The 19,374-nt window shown below is 72.4% G+C and carries 14 protein-coding genes; 13 read left to right on the forward strand and 1 reads right to left on the reverse strand.

The features are described from left to right. Positions 1-233: 233 nt before the first annotated feature. The gene (locus tag ACFQ8C_RS24420) at positions 234-1,256 is read right to left on the reverse strand and encodes a rod shape-determining protein (RefSeq protein WP_383461303.1); all 1,023 of its coding nucleotides are present in this window, start codon (positions 1,254-1,256) and stop codon (positions 234-236) included. A 65-nt stretch (positions 1,257-1,321) separates the two neighbouring features. On the opposite strand from ACFQ8C_RS24420, the gene ACFQ8C_RS24425 reads away from it, so the two are divergent. The 13 genes from ACFQ8C_RS24425 (at position 1,322) to ACFQ8C_RS24485 (ending at position 19,342) form a co-directional block, all read left to right on the forward strand. Next, positions 1,322-2,878, forward strand: a complete 1,557-nt coding sequence (locus ACFQ8C_RS24425) for a bifunctional folylpolyglutamate synthase/dihydrofolate synthase (RefSeq protein WP_383461305.1) — start codon at positions 1,322-1,324, stop codon at positions 2,876-2,878. 6 nt (positions 2,879-2,884) lie between these two features. Beyond that, positions 2,885-3,253 carry a DUF4233 domain-containing protein gene (locus ACFQ8C_RS24430; RefSeq protein ID WP_383461306.1) on the forward strand — a complete coding sequence of 123 codons (369 nt, stop codon included), beginning with the start codon at positions 2,885-2,887 and terminating at the stop codon, positions 3,251-3,253. Between the two features lie 64 nt (positions 3,254-3,317). Further along, entirely contained in the window at positions 3,318-3,731 is a 414-nt protein-coding gene (ndk, locus tag ACFQ8C_RS24435) for a nucleoside-diphosphate kinase (RefSeq protein WP_056558929.1), read from the forward strand. 289 nt (positions 3,732-4,020) lie between these two features. Next, on the forward strand, positions 4,021-5,040 hold the full coding sequence (locus ACFQ8C_RS24440) for a rod shape-determining protein (RefSeq protein ID WP_019886273.1): 1,020 nt from the start codon (positions 4,021-4,023) through the stop codon (positions 5,038-5,040). A gap of 76 nt (positions 5,041-5,116) precedes the next feature. Beyond that, positions 5,117-6,178 carry a rod shape-determining protein MreC gene (mreC, locus tag ACFQ8C_RS24445; protein WP_383461308.1) on the forward strand — a complete coding sequence of 354 codons (1,062 nt, stop codon included), beginning with the start codon at positions 5,117-5,119 and terminating at the stop codon, positions 6,176-6,178. Next, positions 6,175-6,843, forward strand: a complete 669-nt coding sequence (gene mreD, locus ACFQ8C_RS24450) for a rod shape-determining protein MreD (RefSeq protein ID WP_383461310.1) — start codon at positions 6,175-6,177, stop codon at positions 6,841-6,843. Before mreC ends, mreD begins: the two co-directional genes overlap by 4 nt. Positions 6,844-6,862: 19 nt before the next feature. After that, complete coding sequence (gene mrdA, locus ACFQ8C_RS24455) at positions 6,863-9,055, forward strand: penicillin-binding protein 2 (protein ID WP_383461312.1); 2,193 nt, start codon at positions 6,863-6,865, stop codon at positions 9,053-9,055. A gap of 4 nt (positions 9,056-9,059) precedes the next feature. After that, positions 9,060-10,256, forward strand: a complete 1,197-nt coding sequence (rodA, locus tag ACFQ8C_RS24460) for a rod shape-determining protein RodA (protein ID WP_383461314.1) — start codon at positions 9,060-9,062, stop codon at positions 10,254-10,256. Positions 10,257-10,301: 45 nt separating this feature from the next. After that, positions 10,302-11,840 (forward strand): CHAD domain-containing protein, encoded by a 1,539-nt coding sequence (locus ACFQ8C_RS24465; RefSeq protein WP_383461315.1) that lies wholly within the window; start codon positions 10,302-10,304, stop codon positions 11,838-11,840. A gap of 52 nt (positions 11,841-11,892) precedes the next feature. Next, the gene (locus ACFQ8C_RS24470; protein WP_383461317.1) at positions 11,893-13,821 is read left to right on the forward strand and encodes a TIGR03960 family B12-binding radical SAM protein; all 1,929 of its coding nucleotides are present in this window, start codon (positions 11,893-11,895) and stop codon (positions 13,819-13,821) included. 70 nt (positions 13,822-13,891) lie between these two features. Next, entirely contained in the window at positions 13,892-14,527 is a 636-nt protein-coding gene (locus ACFQ8C_RS24475; protein ID WP_383461319.1) for a hypothetical protein, read from the forward strand. A 240-nt stretch (positions 14,528-14,767) separates the two neighbouring features. Continuing rightward, the gene (locus tag ACFQ8C_RS24480) at positions 14,768-15,571 is read left to right on the forward strand and encodes a TIGR03936 family radical SAM-associated protein (RefSeq protein WP_383461320.1); all 804 of its coding nucleotides are present in this window, start codon (positions 14,768-14,770) and stop codon (positions 15,569-15,571) included. Positions 15,572-15,802: 231 nt separating this feature from the next. Continuing rightward, on the forward strand, positions 15,803-19,342 hold the full coding sequence (locus tag ACFQ8C_RS24485) for a ribonuclease E/G (protein ID WP_383461322.1): 3,540 nt from the start codon (positions 15,803-15,805) through the stop codon (positions 19,340-19,342). The last annotated feature ends 32 nt before the right edge of the window (positions 19,343-19,374 follow it).

The raw sequence follows: 19,374 nt of genomic DNA on the forward strand, positions 1-19,374 counted from the left end.
TCGCCCCGGCTCAGGCTCCCTTCGCCCCCGGCTCCGGCTTCCTTGCCCCGACCCCGGCCCCCTTCGCCCTCGGCCCCCCTCGCTCCCGGCTCCGGCTCCCTCGCTCCCGGCCCTGGCCTCAGCCCCCTCGCTCCCGGCTCAGGCTCCCTTGCCCCCGGCCCCGGGCTCCCGGCTCCCGGCCCCGCCCCGACTCCCGGCCCCCACCCCGTCCCCACGCCCCCGCTCCCCGCGGCCTACCGTGCCGACTCCGCCTTGCCGAGGACCCGCTGGAGGCCGTCGAAGTCCTCCACGCAGCGGCCCGAGCCGAGGGCGACGCAGTCCAGCGGGTCGTCCGCCACGAAGACCGGGATGCCCGTCGCCGAGGCCATCCTGAGGTCCAGGCCCGGCAGCAGCGCGCCGCCGCCGGTCAGCACGATGCCGTGCTCCATCACGTCCCCGGACAGCTCCGGCGGGCACTCCTCCAGCGTCACCCGCACCGCCGCGATGACCGCCTCCACCGGCTCGTCCAGCGCCTCGCGGACCTCGGGGACGGAGAGCTCCACCGTGCGCGGCAGGCCGCTGACCCTCTCCCGGCCGCGCACGGTGAAGACGCGCCGCTCGAACTCCTCGCCGCCCGGCACCGGCCACGCGGAGCCGATCGCCACCTTCACGTCCTCCGCCGTCCGCTCGCCGATCAGCAGCGAGTGCTCCTTGCGGACGTGGTCGGTGATCGCCGTGTCGAAGCGGTCGCCGCCGACCCGCAGCGACTGCGCGGTGACGATCCCGCCCAGCGAGATCACCGCCACCTCCGTCGTCCCGCCGCCGATGTCGACCACCATCGAGCCGCGCGGGTCGGAGACCGGAAGGCCCGCGCCGATCGCCGCCGCCATCGGCTCCTCGATCAGATGGACGGCCCGCGCGCCCGCCGAGATCGTGGCGTGCACGATGGCCCGCCGCTCCACCGGGGTGACCCCGCTGGGGACGCAGACGACCATCCGGGTACGGGGGCGGCGGCGCCCCGGGACGGCCTTGCGGACGAAGTGCCGGATCATCTCCTCCGCCGCCTCGTAGTCGCTGATCACGCCGTCCCGCAGGGGACGGATCGCGGTGATCGAGCCCGGCGTCCGGCCGATCGTCTCCTTCGCCTCCGCGCCGACCGCGAGCGCGTGCCGGGAGCCCTCCTGGACCGCCACCACGGACGGCTCGTTGAGCACGATGCCCTGCCCGCGGGCGTAGAGGAGGGTGTTGGCCGTGCCGAGATCGATGCCTATGTCCATGATCGCCAAGTTTGCCGGGCGACCCCGGCGGACGGCGGACCGAAGGTCCCGAAAGGGGAGGGTCCATGGTCCTGTCGGCGGGGCTCCGTAGACTTGGCCCCGTGAGTGACCCGAGCGACCCGCGCGACCACGCCGACGAGCACGCCGACGACTTCGACGACCTCGTCGACGAAGCGACGAACCGAGACCCCGACCTGGCGGTGATCGAGGCCGGCAGCCGCACCCTGCGCACCCAGGCCGGACCCCCGCAGGGCGACCCCGTGCCCACCCGCCCCGAGGATCCGGAGCTGGACAAGGCGCTGCGCGAGGTCGAGACCGAGCTCTCGACCCGCTGGGGCGAGACCAAGCTGGAGCCCTCGGTCAAGCGGATCGCGGCGCTGATGGACGTGCTGGGCGAGCCGCAGCGCGCGTACCCCTCGATCCACATCACGGGGACCAACGGCAAGACCTCCACCGCCCGCATGATCGAGTCCCTGCTGGGCGCCTTCGAGCTGCGCACCGGCCGGTACACCTCGCCGCACGTGCAGACCGTCACCGAGCGGATCAGCCTGGACGGCGCCCCGATCTCCGCCGAGCGGTTCATCGAGACCTACCAGGACGTCAAGCCGTACGTGGAGCTGGTCGACGCCCGGGAGGAGTACCGCCTCTCCTTCTTCGAGGTCCTCACCGGGATGGCCTACGCGGCCTTCGCGGACGCCCCGGTCGACGCGGCCGTCGTCGAGGTCGGCATGGGCGGCACCTGGGACGCGACCAACGTGATCGACGGTTCCGTCGCGGTCGTCACCCCGATCGACCTCGACCACACCGACCGGCTCGGCGAGACCACCGGCGCGATCGCCGGCGAGAAGTCCGGGATCATCAAGCAGGGCGCGACCGTCGTCCTGGCCCAGCAGCCGGTGGACGCCGCCCAGGTGCTCCTGAAGAAGGCCGTCGAGGTCGACGCGACCGTGGCCCGCGAGGGCATGGAGTTCGGCGTCGTCTCCCGAGAGGTGGCCGTCGGCGGGCAGCTGCTGACCCTGCGCGGCCTCGGCGGCGAGTACGACGGCATCTTCCTGCCGCTGCACGGCGCCCACCAGGCGCACAACGCGGCCGTGGCGCTCGCCGCCGTCGAGGCCTTCTTCGGCATCGGCGCGGAGCACGCCCGCAGCCTCGACGTCGAGACCGTCCGGCGCGCCTTCGCCCAGACCTCCTCGCCCGGCCGCCTGGAGGTCGTCCGCTCCTCCCCGACGGTCATCCTCGACGCCGCGCACAACCCGCACGGCGCCCGCGCCACCGCCGAGGCCGTCTCCGAGGCCTTCGGCTTCTCCCGGCTCGTCGGCGTCGTCTCCACCAGCGGCGAGAAGGACACCCGGGGGCTCCTGGAGGCCTTCGAGCCGATCTTCGCCGAGATCGTCGTCACCCAGAACTCCACCTCCCGCGCCACCGACGTCGACGCGCTCGCCGCGGTCGCCGTCGAGGTCTTCGGCGAGGACCGGGTCGTCGTGGAGCCCCGGCTGCCCGACGCCCTGGAGACGGCGATCACGCTCGCCGAGGAGGAGGCCGAGTACGGCGGCGCCGGCGTGCTGGTGACCGGTTCGATCTTCACGGTCGGCGACGCCCGGCTGCTGCTCAAGAGGGGCTGACCCGGAATGCGCACGCTCTGCTCCTCCACCCTCATCGGCGAGTTCTTCGTCATCGGCTTCGCCGGTCTCGTCGCCATGAAGGACGACTCGCTCGCCACCTCCACCGTCTGGTGGGTGTGCGGTGTCGCGATGGTCCTCTCCGTGCTGCTGTGCGGGATGATCACCCGTCCCGGTGGCGTCCAGCTCGGCTGGGCGCTCCAGATCGGGCTGATCCTCAGCGGTTTCTTCGTCCCCGTCATGTACTTCCTCGGGGCCGTCTTCGCCGTGCTGTGGTGGTGCTCGGTGCACTACGGGCGCAAGGTGGACGAGATCAAGGCCCGCTGGGCCGCCTCGAACGCCACGGCCCAGGGCTCCGCAGGGCCTGACGCTGCGTGACGGGTGGCGGTGCGGGCCCTGTAGATTCAGAGGCCCGCACATCCCTCCCGAAGGAGTTCCCCCCGTGAGCCAGCGCACGCTCGTCCTGCTCAAGCCCGACGCGGTCCGCCGTGGCCTGGTCGGCGAGATCATCGGCCGCATCGAGCGCAAGGCCGGCTGGACCCTCGCGGCCCTGGAGCTGCGCGAGCTGGACCAGGAGACGCTGGAGCAGCACTACGGCGAGCACAAGGGCAAGCCCTTCTACGAGCCGCTGATGGGCTTCATGTCCTCCGGTCCGGTCGTCGCGCTCGTCGTCGAGGGCGAGCGGGTCATCGAGGGCGTCCGCCAGCTGGCCGGCCCGACCGACCCGATCGCCGCCGCCCCGGGCTCCATCCGCGGCGACTTCGGCACCATCGTCCGCGAGAACCTCATCCACGCCTCGGACTCCGAGGAGTCCGCCGCGCGCGAGCTGAAGATCTTCTTCCCCGGCCTCGTGTGACACGCGTCCTCGTGTGACACCCGGCCTCGTGTGACCACGCGTCCCCGCGTGGCACCCGGCCTTCCGCCCGCCGGCTGACCCACCGTCAGCCGAACGGCAGCCAGTTGTGGGGCGACCGAAGGAATTCGGCCGCCCCCAGGCATATGAACGCCAATCCCGGGAACGGATCGCCGCGTCCTACCGTCACCTAGTACATGAGGTGGGCCAGCGCGCGCCATCCGCGTGAGCGGCACTACGATGAAAACTCTTCGCCGCACCACCCTCAGCCATGGGAAACAAGGGGAACTTCATGTCGTTCATCGGCCGTGACATGGCTGTCGACCTCGGGACCGCCAACACGCTGGTGTACGTCAGGGGTCGAGGCATCGTCCTCAACGAGCCGTCCGTCGTCGCGATCAACACCAACACCGGCGGAATCCTCGCGGTGGGTGCCGAGGCGAAGAAGATGATCGGCAGGACCCCCGGCAACATCGTCGCCGTGCGCCCGCTGAAGGACGGCGTCATCGCCGACTTCGAGATCACCGAGCGGATGCTCCGCTACTTCATCCTCAAGATCCACAAGCGGCGCTACCTCGCCCGTCCCCGGGTCGTCGTCTGCGTGCCCTCCGGCATCACCGGAGTCGAGCGCCGCGCCGTCATCGAGGCCTCCACCCAGGCCGGCGCCCGCCAGGTGCACATCATCGAGGAGCCCATGGCCGCGGCCATCGGTTCCGGCCTCCCCGTCCACGAGGCCACCGGCAACATGGTCGTCGACATCGGCGGCGGCACCACCGAGGTCGCGGTGATCTCCCTCGGAGGAATCGTCACGGCACAGTCCATCCGGGTCGCCGGCGACGAGCTGGACAACGCGATCATCCAGCACATCAAGAAGGAGTACTCGCTCCTCCTCGGTGAGCGCACCGCCGAGCAGATCAAGATCACCATCGGTTCGGCCTACGACCTGGAGCAGGACGAGCACACCGAGATCCGCGGCCGCGACCTCGTCTCCGGTCTCCCGAAGACCGTCGTCATCTCGGCCGCCGAGGTCCGCAAGGCCATCGAGGAGCCGGTCAACGCGATCGTCGACGCCGTGAAGACCACCCTCGACAAGTGCCCGCCGGAACTCTCCGGTGACGTCATGGACCGCGGCATCGTTCTCACCGGTGGCGGCGCCCTGCTGCGCGGCCTCGACGAGCGGCTGCGCCGCGAGACCGGCATGCCGATCCACATCGCCGAGGACCCGCTGGACTCGGTGGCGCTCGGATCCGGCAAGTGCGTCGAGGAGTTCGAGGCCCTCCAGCAGGTCCTGGACGCCCAGCCGCGCCGCTGACCCATCGGCCGGGCGCGAGCCCGTACGGTACGAACATCTGCACAACGAACCACGAGGAAGGGCACGGCCGCCGCACGTGAGGGACACACGAGAGAGCCGGCTGCTCCTGGTGCTGCTGGTCGCCGTCGCGTTCGCGCTGATCACGGTGGACATCCGCGGCGGCCAGGAGTCGCCGGTCGACGGCGCCCGACAGGCCGCCGCCGCCGTCTTCGGCCCGGTCGAGAACGGAGTCGCGGCGGCGGTCGACCCGATCGGCAACGCCATAGGCGCCGTCCGCGACTCCGGCGAGCGGCACACCCGGATCGCCGCTCTGGAGAAGGAGAACGCCGAGCTCAAGGCCGAGCTCGGCAGCGACGACCGCAACCGCAACCGGCTGCGCGAGCTCGACTCCATGCTCAAGACCGCCGGCGCCGGGCAGTACGGCATCAAGGGCGCCCAGGTCATCGCCATAGGAGCGGCCCAGGGCTTCTCCTGGACCGTCACCATCGACGTCGGCGCCCGTGACGGCATCCAGCGCGACATGACCGTCCTCAACGGCGCCGGACTCGTCGGCCGGGTCACCACCGTCGGCCCGTCCACCTCCACGGTCCTGCTCGCCAACGACCCGGACTTCACCGTCGGCACCCGCATGGAGAAGAGCGACGAACTCGGCTTCGCCACCGGCCAGGGCGACCGCCCGCTGCTCGTCCAGCTCCTCAACGGCAAGGCCAAGGTGAAGGCGGGCGACCGCCTCGTCACCTTCGGCTCGGCCGGCTCACGGCCCTTCGTCCCCGGCGTTCCCGTCGGCGAGATCGTCCGGATCGACCCCCTCGGCGGCGGCCTGACCCGCAACGTCTACGTCCGCCCGTACGTCGGCTTCACCAAGCTCGACATCGTCGGCGTCGTCGTCCAAGCCCCCCGCTCCGACCCCCGCGACACGGTGCTGCCGCAGAAGCCCAAGCCCGCGCCGACCGTCACCGTCACGGTCACCGCGAAGCCGCCGGCCGACGGCCAGGCGAACGAGCAGGCCCAGGGCGAGGCGGCCGAGCAGCCGATCCTGGGCCGGGCCGAGAAGCCCGCGCAGGAACAGAACCAGGGCCAGGCGCGGGAACCGAACCAGGCTCAGGACCCGAACGACCAGGAGGACGCGACACCGTGAAGTTCAACCGCATTCTCCTCTCCGCGACCCTGATCGTGGTCGCGCTCGTCGTCCAGGTCTCCGTCCTCGCCCGGCTCCAGCTCCCCGGCGCCGTACCCGACCTGGTCCTCCTCACCGTCATCGCCCTCGCCCTCGTCCACGGACCGGTCACCGGTTCGCTCGTCGGCTTCTCCGCCGGCCTCCTCGCCGACCTGGCCCCGCCCGCCGACCACGCCGCCGGCCGGTACGCCCTCGTGCTCTGCGTCGTCGGCTACCTCGTCGGCCTCGCGCGGCCCGAGAACGGCCGCTTCACCTCGGCCGTCGGCCCGATGGTCGCCGTCGTCGGCGCGGCCGTCGGCTCCACCCTGCTCTACGCGGGCGTCGGCGCCCTCGTCGGCGACACCGCCGCCCGCCACGTGGGCCTCACCTCGCTGCTCTTCACGGCCGTCGTCTACGACCTGCTGCTGGCGCCCTTCACGGTGCCGCTCGTCATGGCCCTGGCCCGGCGGGCCGAGAACGACCCGGTCGCCGACGCCACGGGGACGGGCGCGGGGGACGTCGCCTCCGGCTGGCTCTCCTCCGGCACCGGCCTGAGGATCGGCACCCAGCGCGGCGGACTGCGCGTCAAGACCGCACGCAACCGCGCCACCCGCGCCGGACGGATCAAGGGAGTCAAGCGACTGTGACCGAGGGGGCACCGGCAGCATGACCAACATCCCCGAGACCGGACGGACCCCACGGGTCCAGACCCGGCTCGTCGTCATCCAGATCCTCGTCTTCTCGCTGCTGCTCACCCTGGGCGGCCGGCTCTGGTACCTCCAGATCCGCAACGGCAAGGAGTACGCCGACGAGGCCAAGAGCAACAACATCCAGCAGGTCGTCACCCCGGCCGTCCGGGGCTCCATCATCGACGCCCGCGGCGTCCCGCTCGCCGACAACGAGACCCGGCTCGTGGTCTCCGCCTCGCGCACCGAGCTGATGAAGATGAAGGACGACGGCAAGGCCGTCCTCACCCGGCTCGCCGGCGTCCTGAAGATGAAGCCCGAGGACGTCGTCAACAAGATCCGGCTCTGCGACTCCAAGACGCCCAAGCCCTGCTGGAACGGCTCGCCCTACCAGCCGATCCCGGTCACCGACGAGGCCACCGTCCAGCAGGCGCTCACCATCCGGGAGAGCACCGAGGACTTCCCCGGCATCACCGCCGAGCTCACCGCCGTCCGCCGCTACCCGGCCCCCGGCAAGGCCCGCACCGCCCAGGTGCTCGGCTACCTGTCGCCGGTCACCGACGAGGAGATCACCAAGGCCAAGGAGACCGACTCCCCGTTCCTCCGCTCCGACCAGGTCGGCCGCTCCGGCATCGAGCGCACCTACGACAAGGAGCTGCGCGGCAAGGCCGGCGTCACCCGCTACGAGGTCGACAACCTCGGGCGCGTCATGGGCCAGACCAAGTCCGACCCGGGCGTGGCCGGTTCCACCCTCGTCACCAGCATCGACGCCCGCGTCCAGGCCGTCGCCGAGCACGAGCTCGCGCAGGCGATGAAGACGGTCCGCGGCGAGACGGACAAGATCACCGGACGCAAGTACGAGGCCGACTCCGGCGCCGTCGTCGTCATGGAGACCAAGACCGGGCGGGTCGTCGCCATGGCCTCCCAGCCCGACTACGACCCCAACGTCTGGATCGGCGGCATCTCCGCCAAGGACTACGCCTCCCTCACCAGCAAGAACTCGAACTACCCGCTGCTCAACCGCGGCATCCAGGGCCAGGCCCCGGCCGGCTCCATCTTCAAGGTGATCTCCGCGAGCGCCGCCGTCCGGGCCGGTTACGACTTCGACGACAAGTACAACTGCAGCGCCTCCTACAGCCTCGGCAGCCGCAGCTTCGCCAACTTCGAGTCCCAGGGGCACGGCCCCATCACCCTCGGCGACGCCCTCAAGTACTCCTGCAACACCGTCTTCTACGCCCTCGGCCACAAGGAGTGGCAGAAGGACGGCGGCATCACGGCGAACAAGGACGCCAAGGACTGGTTCTACGTGACCGCCCGCGACTTCGGCCTCGGCTCGGAGACCGGCATCGACCTGCCCAACGAGGTCAAGGGCCGGATCCCGGACCGCCAGTGGAAGCAGGCGTTCTGGGAGGCCAACAAGGACGCCTGGTGCAAGCAGGGCAAGAAGGGCGGCAGCTACGTCGAGCAGATCGCGTACGAGAACTGCCTCGAGGGCAACCAGCTGAAGGCGTACGACAGCATCAACTTCGCCATCGGGCAGGGCGACGTACTCGTCACCCCGATCCAGATGGCCACCATCTACGCGGCCATCAGCAACGGCGGCACCCTCTACGACCCCTCCGTCGGCAAGGCCCTGATCAGCCCGGACGGCAAGCAGGTCCGGGAGATCAAGCCCAAGGCCCACGGCAGACTGCCGGTCGGCGCGCAGACCATCCGCGACCTCGACAAGGGCCTGCGCTCGGTCGTCGAGCCCGGCGGCACCGCCGCCTGGCGCTTCGGCGGCTGGCCCCAGGACAAGATCCCGATGCGCGCCAAGACCGGCACCGCCCAGGTCTACGGCAAGCAGACCACCTCGTGGCTCGCGACCTACACCGACGACTTCACCATCGTCATGACCATCTCCCAGGGCGGCACCGGTTCCGGCGCCTCCGGCCCCGCCGTCCGCAACATCTACGACGCCCTCTACGGCCTCGACGACGCCGGCAACCAGAACCTCAGGCGCGCCCTGCTCCCCGGGCCGCAGAAGACGCTGCCGAAGGTCAACGCCGACGGCACCATCGACGCGCCGACGATCAAGGCGTACGACCCCAGGTCCCAGCTGGTCGACCCGACCGGGCAGGACGGCGCCGCTCCGCCGCCGCTCGCGGGCACGCCCGCCCACAGGAGGGACTGACCCGATGGCACGGACGAACTTCTCCGTCTCCCGGTACGCCCCCGAGCGCGGCGCGGTCGCCCGGCTGACCGCCCGCGACTCGGTGCTGCGCCGGCTCGACTGGCCGATCCTGTTCTCGGCGCTCGCGCTTTCCCTCATCGGCTCGCTGCTGGTCTGGTCGGCGACCCGGGGGCGTACCGAGCTGAACAACGGCGACCCGTACTACTTCCTCTTCCGGCACCTGCTCAACACCGGCATCGGCGTGGCGCTGATGATCGGTACGGTCTGGCTCGGCCACCGCACCCTGCGCGGGGCCGTCCCGGTGCTCTACGGCCTGTCGATCGTGCTGATCCTCGCCGTCCTCACCCCGCTGGGCGCCACCATCAACGGCGCCCACGCGTGGATCGTGGTCGGCGGCGGCTTCTCGCTCCAGCCCAGCGAGTTCGTGAAGATCACCATCATCCTGGTGATGGCGATGCTGCTGGCCTCGAAGGTGGACGCGGGCGACCAGCTCCACCCGGACCACGGCACCGTCGCCAAGGCCCTGATGCTCGCCGCCCTCCCCATGGGCATCGTCATGCTCATGCCCGACCTGGGCTCGGTCATGGTGATGATCGTGATCGTGCTCGGCGTGCTGCTCGCCTCCGGCGCCTCCAACCGGTGGGTCCTCGGCCTCATCGGCGCCGGCGTCGGCGGCGCGGTCCTCGTCACCGCCCTCGGCATGCTCGACGAGTACCAGATCAACCGCTTCGCCGCCTTCGCCAACCCCGACCTCGACCCGGCCGGCGTCGGCTACAACACCAACCAGGCCCGCATCGCCATCGGTTCCGGCGGCCTCTACGGCGCCGGACTCTTCAACGGCCACCAGACCAGCGGCCAGTTCGTCCCCGAACAGCAGACCGACTTCGTCTTCACCGTGGCCGGAGAGGAGCTGGGCTTCGTCGGCTCCGGCTTCATCCTGCTGCTGCTCGGCGTCATCCTGTGGCGAGCCTGCCGGATCGCCCGCGGGACCACCGAGCTGTACGGCACGATCGTCGCCGCCGGCATCATCGCCTGGTTCGCCTTCCAGGCCTTCGAGAACATCGGCATGAACCTCGGCATCATGCCGGTCGCCGGCCTGCCGCTGCCCTTCGTCTCCTACGGCGGCTCCTCGATGTTCGCCGTCTGGGTCGCGGTCGGACTGCTCCAGTCGATCCGGGCACAACGTTCGATGACCGCCTGACGCATCCGGCGTATGCGGGGCCGTCCGGGCGGTTAGATTCAGGGTATGGCGGAGACCAAGCGCGAGATCGAGCGGAAGTACGAATTCACCACGGCGACCCGGCTGCCGGACCTCACCCGGGCGGCCGGCGTCGCGTCGGTGACCGGCGAGGGCGTCACCGAACTCGACGCGGTCTACTACGACACGGCCGGGCTGCGGCTCGCGGCCGACTCGCTCACGCTGCGCCGCCGCACCGGCGGCAAGGACGCCGGCTGGCACCTCAAGTTCCCCGTCGCGGTCGGCGTCCGCGACGAGATCAGGGCCCCGCTCTCGGAGACGCTCCCGCGCTCCCTGGCGGGGCTGCTGCGCTCGCGGGTCCGCCACGCCGAGGTCGTCCCCGTCGTCCGCCTCCGCTCCTCCCGCGACGTGCGGCACCTCCGCGACGAGAACGGCACGGTCCTCGCGGAGCTCTCCGTGGACACCGTCCACGCCGACCGTCTCCTCGCCGGGGAGAAGGACGGGGCGGCGGCGACCGCCACCTGGACCGAGGTCGAGGTCGAACTCGCCGACGACGCCGACCCGGCCGTCCTCGACGCCGTCGAGAAGCACCTCGGGAAGGCCGGCATCCACCCCTCCGACGCCCCCTCCAAGCTCGCCCGCGCCCTCGACGAGACCGGCCTCGCCTCCGGCGCCCCGGACCTCGTGCCGCCGGACGCCGACGGCTCGGCGGGCGCCGCCGTCCTCGCGTACATACGGGAGCAGATCGACGACCTCGTCCGGCTCGACCCCGCCGTCCGCCGTGACCTCCCCGACGCCGTCCACAAGATGCGGGTCGCCTGCCGCCGCCTCCGGAGCGCCTTCAAGACCTACCGCAAGGTCCTCGACCGCGAGGTCACCGACCCGATCGGCGCCGAGCTGAAGTGGCTCGCCGGAGAGCTCGGCCACGCCCGCGACCAGGAGGTCCTGGAGGCCCGGCTGCGCGAGGGGCTCGACGCGCTGCCCCGCGAGCAGCGCCGCGGCCCGGCCCGCGGCCGGCTGCGCACCTGGGACGGGGTCCGCTCGCGCGCCGCCCGCCGCCGTGCCCTGGACGCCCTCGACTCCGCCCGCCACCTCGCCCTCCTCGACGCCCTCGTCGCCCTGCACGCCGGCCCGCCGCTGCGGCCCGCCGCGGGGAGGAAGGCCGCCAAGGTGCTGCCGAAGGCGGTCGTCCGCGACCACCGCCGGCTCGCCGACCGGATGGCCCCCGCCCTCGACCTCGCCCCCGGCCACGAGCGGGACCTCGCCCTCCACGAGGCCCGGAAGGCCGCCAAGCGGGCCCGGTACGCCGCCGACGCCGCCGTCCCCACCCTCGGCAAGCCCGCGAAGCGGTTCGCCAAGAAGGTGAAGAAGGTCCAGAGCCTGCTCGGCGACCACCAGGACGCCGTCGTCGCCCGCGGTGCCCTGCGCGAGCTCGCCACCCAGGCCGAGCAGGCCGGCGAACCCTCCTTCACCTGGGGCGTTCTCCACGCCCGCCAGGAGGCCGCCGCCGCGGCCGGCGAGCGGGAGCTGCCGCGGGTGTGGGAGCGGGCCGCGGCCCCGGAGATCCGGGCGGCGCTGAGCCGCTGAGCACCGGGGTACGCTTGAGAGTCGCCCCCCTGCCAGCTCACGAAGGTTCGACATGTCTGCTGCCGAGTCTGTCTTCCCGCAGCTCGAAGCCCTGCTCCCGCACGTGCAGAAGCCGATCCAGTACGTCGGTGGAGAACTGAACTCCACGGTGAAGCCCTGGGAGTCCGCCGACGTCCGCTGGGCTCTGATGTACCCGGACGCGTACGAGGTCGGTCTGCCCAACCAGGGCGTCATGATCCTCTACGAGGTACTGAACGAGCGCGAGGGCGTCCTCGCCGAGCGCACCTACAGCGTGTGGCCGGACCTCGAAGAGCTGATGCGCGAGCACGGGGTGCCGCAGTTCACGGTCGACAGCCACCGCCCCGTCGGCGCCTTCGACGTCTTCGGCCTATCCTTCTCCACCGAGCTGGGCTACACCAACATGCTCACGGCCCTCGACCTGGCGGGCATCCCGCTGGAGTCGAAGGACCGCACCGTCGACCACCCCATCGTGCTCGCCGGCGGCCACGCCGCCTTCAATCCCGAGCCGATCGCGGACTTCATCGACGCGGCGATCATCGGCGACGGCGAGCAGGCCGTCCTCGACATGACCGAGATCATCCGCGCCTGGAAGGCCGAGGGGCGTCCGGGCGGCCGCGAGGAGGTCCTCCTCCGCCTCGCCAAGACGGGCTCGGTCTACATCCCGGCGTTCTACGACGTCGAGTACCTGCCGGACGGCCGCATCGGCCGCGTCGTCCCCAACCGCTCGGGCGTGCCGTGGCGCGTCTCCAAGCACACCGTCATGGACCTCGACGAGTGGCCGTACCCGAAGCAGCCCCTCGTGCCGCTTGCGGAGACCGTCCACGAGCGCATGTCCGTCGAGATCTTCCGCGGCTGCACCCGCGGCTGCCGCTTCTGCCAGGCCGGCATGATCACGCGCCCCGTGCGGGAGCGAAGCATCACCGGCATCGGCGAGATGGTCGAGAAGGGCCTCAAGGCGACGGGCTTCGAGGAGGTCGGCCTCCTCTCCCTCTCCTCCGCCGACCACACCGAGATCGGCGAGATCGCCAAGGGCCTCGCGGACCGCTACACCGAGGACAAGGTGGGCCTGTCCCTCCCCTCGACCCGCGTCGACGCCTTCAACGTCGACCTGGCCAACGAGCTGACCCGCAACGGCCGCCGTTCGGGCCTCACCTTCGCCCCCGAGGGCGGCTCCGAGCGCATGCGCAAGGTCATCAACAAGATGGTCTCGGAGGAGGACCTGATCCGGACCGTCTCCACCGCGTACGGCAACGGCTGGCGCCAGGTGAAGCTGTACTTCATGTGCGGCCTGCCGACGGAGACCGACGACGACGTCCTCCAGATCGCCGACATGGCGATGAACGTGATCGCCGAGGGCCGCAAGGTCTCCGGCCAGAACGACATCCGCTGCACCGTCTCCATCGGCGGTTTCGTCCCCAAGCCGCACACCCCCTTCCAGTGGGCCCCGCAGCTGTCGGCCGAGGAGACGGACGCGCGCCTGCTGAAGCTCCGCGACAAGATCCGCGGCGACAAGAAGTACGGCCGCTCGATCGGCTTCCGCTACCACGACGGCAAGCCCGGCATCGTCGAGGGCCTGCTCTCCCGCGGCGACCGCCGCATCGGCGCCGTCATCCGCGCGGTCTACGAGGACGGCGGCCGTTTCGACGGCTGGCGCGAGCACTTCTCGTACGACCGCTGGATGGAGTGCGCGGAGAAGACGCTTCCCGAGTACGGCGTGGACGTCGCCTGGTACACCACCCGCGAGCGCTCCTACGAGGAGGTCCTGCCCTGGGACCACCTGGACTCCGGCCTCGACAAGGACTGGCTCTGGGAGGACTGGCAGGACTCCCTCGACGAGACCGAGGTCGAGGACTGCCGCTGGACCCCGTGCTTCGACTGCGGCGTCTGCCCGCAGATGGACACCCACATCCAGATCGGCCCGACCGGCAAGAAGCTGCTGCCGCTGACGGTGGTGAAGTAGCCCGGTAACGCCTTGGTGACGGCCCGGCGAAGGGGAAACCCCTCGTCGGGCCGTCGGCGTCATCCTCGACATGAACACGGAAAACCCGGGCTGCCTCACGGGGGTGGCACGTGCCGTCGCCCTCGTGATCGTCCTGCCCCTCCGGCTGCTCTGGGACGCCCTCGCCTGGTGCGCCCGGCAGCTCTGGCGGTGGCTCCTCGCCCCGGTCGGCCGCGCCCTCGGCTGGCTCGTCCACCACCTCCTCGTCATCCCGCTCCGATGGCTGTGGGAATGGGTGCTCGTCCCCGTCGGCAAGGCCCTGTGGTGGGTGGTCGACCTGCTGCTCGTCACCCCGCTCCGGTGGCTGTGGCGGTGGGTGCTGGTCCCCGTCGGCAAGGCCCTGTGGTGGGTGGTCGACCTGCTGCTCGTCACCCCGCTCACCTGGCTCTGGCGCCACGTCCTCGGCCCCGTCCTCCGCGTCGTCGGCGCCGCCCTCGCCTGGGCCTGGCGTGTCGCCGGAGAGATCTCGCGGGCCGTCGGCCGCGCCGTCCGCTGGATCCTGTGGAACGCCGTCGGCCGCCCCCTCGCCTGGGTGTACCGGGTGGTCCTGACCCCCGTCGGGCACTGGCTCCGCCGCTCCGTGTGGGAGCCCGTCGCCACCGTCGCGCGAGCCGTGCGCGCCGCCGCCCGCGAGGTGCGGACGGCGCTCTTCGGCGGTCCCCGCTGACCCGTCGCCGCCCCCGCCGGGGAACCCGAGGTGGCCCGGGCGCGTACTCTGGGTAGTACAAGGAACGTCCCCGGCGCGGCGCCAGCCCCCGAGGTCTCCCCGCCCGGCGGGGGTGATCCGGGCGGGAGCCCGCGGGACGGCCAAGAGCTTCCGGGCGGAGCGCCACCCGCGCCCGCCCCGCACCGAGGAGAAGAACCACTGGGCAAGCGACAGCCCGAAGGCCCGCCGCCCGCACCGGCGGTGCAGCGCATCCGTCTGCGCTACACCAAGCGCGGCCGCCTCCGGTTCACCAGCCACCGCGACTTCCAGCGCGCCTTCGAGCGCGCCCTGCGCCGCGCCGAGGTGCCCATGGCGTACTCGGCCGGATTCACCCCGCACCCCAAGGTGTCGTACGCCAACGCCGCCCCCACGGGTACGGGCTCCGAGGCCGAGTTCCTGGAGATCGCCCTCACCGAGCACCGCGACCCCGAGACCCTGCGGGTCCTGCTCGACGAGTCCCTCCCGGCCGGCCTCGACATCACCGACGCCGTGGAGGCCCGCACCTCCGGCCTCGCCGACCGGCTCACCGCCTCCGTGTGGGAGCTCCGGCTCGACGGCGTCCCCGTCGACGACGCCCGGAAGGCCGTGGAGGCCTTCCTCGCGGCCGAGACGGTCGAGGTCCAGCGCAAGACCAAGAACGGCATCCGCACCTTCGACACCCGCTCCGCCGTCGCCGAGCTCGTCGCGGAACGTCCCCAGGTCGATCCACAGGGTGAGACCCCGGGTGATAGGCCCGCCGACGATGCCTGTGCGATACTGCGGCTGGTTGTTCGGCACGTGACACCTGCCGTGCGACCCGACGACGTCCTGTCCGGTCTCCGAGCTGTGGCCGACCTGGCGCCGCCGGTCCCCGCAGCGGTGACCAGGCTGGCGCAGGGGCTCTTCGACGAGGAGTCCGGCACGGTGACCGACCCGCTCGCGCCCGACCGCGAGGCAGTCAAGGCCGCAGCAACCGCGGCCGCCACGACCGCCCCGGCGACGGCGCCGGAGGCAGGCCCCGCGTAGGGACGGAGTCGAGCGCAGCCCTGGCACTCGGGAGCCACCTGGGTCGGGCAGCGCACTGACCAGGAGACTTTCGCCAGGCCGTACGCATCGGGCGTACGGAACCGGCGAGCCAGACATTCAGCTCCCGTGCGGCGCCCGCGCCCCGGACGGCGGCACCGCGCACGACGCGCGTCCGTGCCGCCCACCGGAATCCGACGCGGCGCCCGGGAGCGTGACGGGAGAACCGCCCGCATGCTCGAAGAGACCAACGAGAACAACGACAGCAACGCCCCCGGCGACAAGCTGCCGCCGCGCCGTCGGCGCCGCGCCGCTTCCCGCCCCGCCGGTCCGCCGGTGACGGCCGCCGGCGAGACCGCCGAGGTCGTGGAGGCCACCCCGGCCCCGGTCGCCGAGACCCCGGCCGCCGAGCCGGAGGCCGCTCCGGCCCGTACCCGCCGCCGCGCCACCCGCAAGGCGACGGCCCCGGTCACCTCCCCGGCCCCCGTCGAGGAGCCCGCCGAGGCCGAGGCCGCCGTAGAGGAGCCGGCCGAGCAGGCCGAGCAGGCCGAGCCGGCCGAGCCGGTCGTCGAGGCCGCCCCGCCGGCCCGGACCCGCCGCCGTGCCACCCGCCGTGCCGCCGCCCCCGAGACCGCGGTCACCCCGGACGTGGCGGCCGAGCTCGCCGCGCCGACCTCCGGCGAGTCCCTGCCCGAGGACACCGTCGAGGAGATCGCCTCCCACGGTGCCGACGTCGCCGCCGCCGAGACCGCCGCCACCCGCGGCCGTGGCCGCCGCCGGGTCGGGACCCCGCAGTTCACCTCCGAGCCGCCCACGGCGGAGGAGGCCCCGCGCCGCCGCCGCGCCGAGCGCCCGGCCGTCGCCGTCTTCCAGGCCCCGGTCTTCGCCGAGCCCATGTTCCAGACGCCGGAGACCGCCGCGTTCGCCGCGGCCGCCGCGGCCGAGGTCGAGGTCGAGGTCGAGGAGGAGGAGCCGGAGGAGACCGTCGTCGAGACGGTCGAGGCCTTCGAGCCCGCCGAGCGCGCCGAGACCGGTTCGCGCCGCCGTCGCCGCCGCCGGGGCGAGCCCGTCGCCGTCGAGCCCGTCCCGTCGACCGTCGCCGACGAGCCCGAGGTCGAGCACGTCGCCGACGAGGCCGAGGAGGAGTCCGAGGAGACGGAGGAGGCCGACGAGTACGGCGACCGTCCGTCCCGCCGTCGCCGTCGTGGCGGCCGTCGCCGCCGCCGCGGCGAGTCCGCCGAGGCGGAGGACGCCGAGGAGACCGACGAGTCCGACGAGCTCCACGCCGAGGACGAGGCGGACGCCGAGGAGTCCGAGGACGCCGACGACGAGTCCGGCTTCTCCGGCTCCAGCAGCTCCCGTCGCCGCCGTCGCCGTCGCCGCCGCAGCGGGGACGCCGGCGAGGCCGAGTCCTCCGACGAGGACGGCGTCCGCACGGTCGTCAAGGTCCGCGAGCCCCGGCCGGCCCGCGAGAAGGCCGAGCCCTCCGACGAGGTGCAGTCCATCAAGGGCTCCACCCGCCTGGAGGCCAAGAAGCAGCGCCGCCGCGAGGGCCGCGAGCAGGGTCGCCGCCGCGTCCCGATCATCACCGAGGCCGAGTTCCTCGCCCGCCGCGAGGCCGTCGAGCGCGTCATGGTCGTCCGCCAGAACGGCGAGCGCACCCAGATCGGCGTCCTGGAAGACAACGTGCTCGTCGAGCACTACGTCAACAAGGAGCAGGCCACCTCGTACGTCGGCAACGTCTACCTGGGCAAGGTCCAGAACGTGCTGCCGTCGATGGAGGCCGCCTTCGTCGACATCGGCAAGGGCCGCAACGCCGTCCTGTACGCCGGCGAGGTCAACTTCGAGGCGCTCGGCATGGGCCACGGCCCGCGCCGCATCGAGTCCGCCCTCAAGTCCGGCCAGTCGGTCCTGGTGCAGGTCACCAAGGACCCGATCGGTCACAAGGGCGCCCGCCTCACCAGCCAGGTCTCCCTCCCGGGCCGCTACCTCGTGTACGTCCCCGAGGGCTCGATGACCGGCATCAGCCGCAAGCTCCCGGACACCGAGCGCGCCCGGCTGAAGACCATCCTCAAGAAGATCGTCCCCGAGGACGCGGGCGTCATCGTGCGCACCGCCGCCGAGGGCGCGAGCGAGGACGAGCTGCGCCGTGACGTCGAGCGCCTCCAGGCGCAGTGGGCCGACATCCAGAAGAAGGCGAGCCAGATCTCGACGTCCGCGCCGAGCCTGCTCTACGGCGAGCCGGACATGACCGTCCGGGTCGTCCGCGACATCTTCAACGAGGACTTCTCCAAGGTCATCGTGAGCGGTGACGACGCCTGGGAGACCATCCACGGCTACGTCTCGCACGTCGCGCCCGACCTGGCCGACCGCCTGACGCGGTGGACCAGCGAGGTCGACGTCTTCGCCACCTACCGGATCGACGAGCAGCTGATGAAGGCGCTCGACCGGAAGGTCTGGCTGCCGTCCGGCGGCTCGCTGGTGATCGACAAGACCGAGGCGATGATCGTCGTCGACGTCAACACCGGCAAGTTCACCGGCCAGGGCGGCAACCTGGAGGAGACCGTCACCAGGAACAACCTGGAGGCGGCCGAGGAGATCGTGCGCCAGCTGCGGCTGCGCGACCTCGGCGGCATCGTCGTCATCGACTTCATCGACATGGTCCTGGAGTCCAACCGCGACCTGGTGCTCCGCCGCCTCCTGGAGTGCCTGGGCCGTGACCGGACCAAGCACCAGGTGGCCGAGGTCACCTCGCTCGGCCTGGTGCAGATGACCCGCAAGCGGGTCGGCCAGGGCCTCCTGGAGTCCTTCTCCGAGACCTGCGTCCACTGCAACGGCCGCGGCGTCATCGTCCACATGGAGCAGCCCGCCACCCACGGTGGCGGCGGTGGCGGCAAGCGCGCGAAGAAGCGCGGCCGCGGTGGCGACGAGCACGTGCACGAGCACGCCCACGAGACCGCCGAGGCCGAGGCCCCGGCGGAGACCGAGGCCGAGGTCGCGGCCGAGCTGGCCGCCCCGGTGGCCGTGCCGGTGCCGATCGCCCCGGACGAGGAGCTGTACGGCAGCGCCGCCGAGGCCGAGGCCGCCGCGACCCGCGGCCGTGGCCGCCGCCGTGCCACCCGCCGGGTGACCGCGCCGGTGGTCCCGACGCCGATCGCGGAGCCGGTCGTCGAGCCCGAGCCTGAGCCCGAGCCGGTCGTCGAGCCCGAGCCGGTCGTGGCGGAGACGCTCGTCGAGGAGACGGTGGAGGCGGCCCCCGCGCCGCGTACCCGCCGCCGTGCCACCCGCCGGGTGACCTCGCCGGTCGTCTCGACGTCCGGGGCGCCCGCCGCCGAGGCCGAGACCGTCGTCGCGGTCGCGGAGCCGGAGGTCGTGACGGCGCCGGAGCCGGTCGTGGAGACCGCCCCCGAGCCGGTCGTCGAGCCCGTCGCCGAGGAGGCCCCCGTGGCCGCCGCGCCGCGGGCCCGCCGCCGGGTGGTCCGCAAGGCCACCGCCCCGGCGGGTGCCCCCGCCGGCGCCGAGGCCGCCGAGATCGTGGTGGCCACGGCCGCCCCGGTCGAGGCCCCCGCGGTGGACGCCGAGCCGGCCGCCGAGTCCGTCGCCGAGGAGACCGAGGCCGCCCCGGCGGCCAAGAAGGCCGCCCGGAAGACCGCGAAGAAGGCCACCGCCAAGAAGGCCGCCACGAAGAAGACGGCGGCCAAGAAGACGGCGGCGAAGAAGACGGTCGCCAAGAAGGCCCCGGCCAAGAAGACCGCGGCCCCGGCCCAGGACTGAGCCGGAGACGTCCCGGCGGGCCCTTTCCGGAG

Source organism: Streptomyces sp. NPDC056503 (genome assembly GCF_042794995.1).
Lineage (GTDB): Bacteria > Actinomycetota > Actinomycetes > Streptomycetales > Streptomycetaceae > Streptomyces.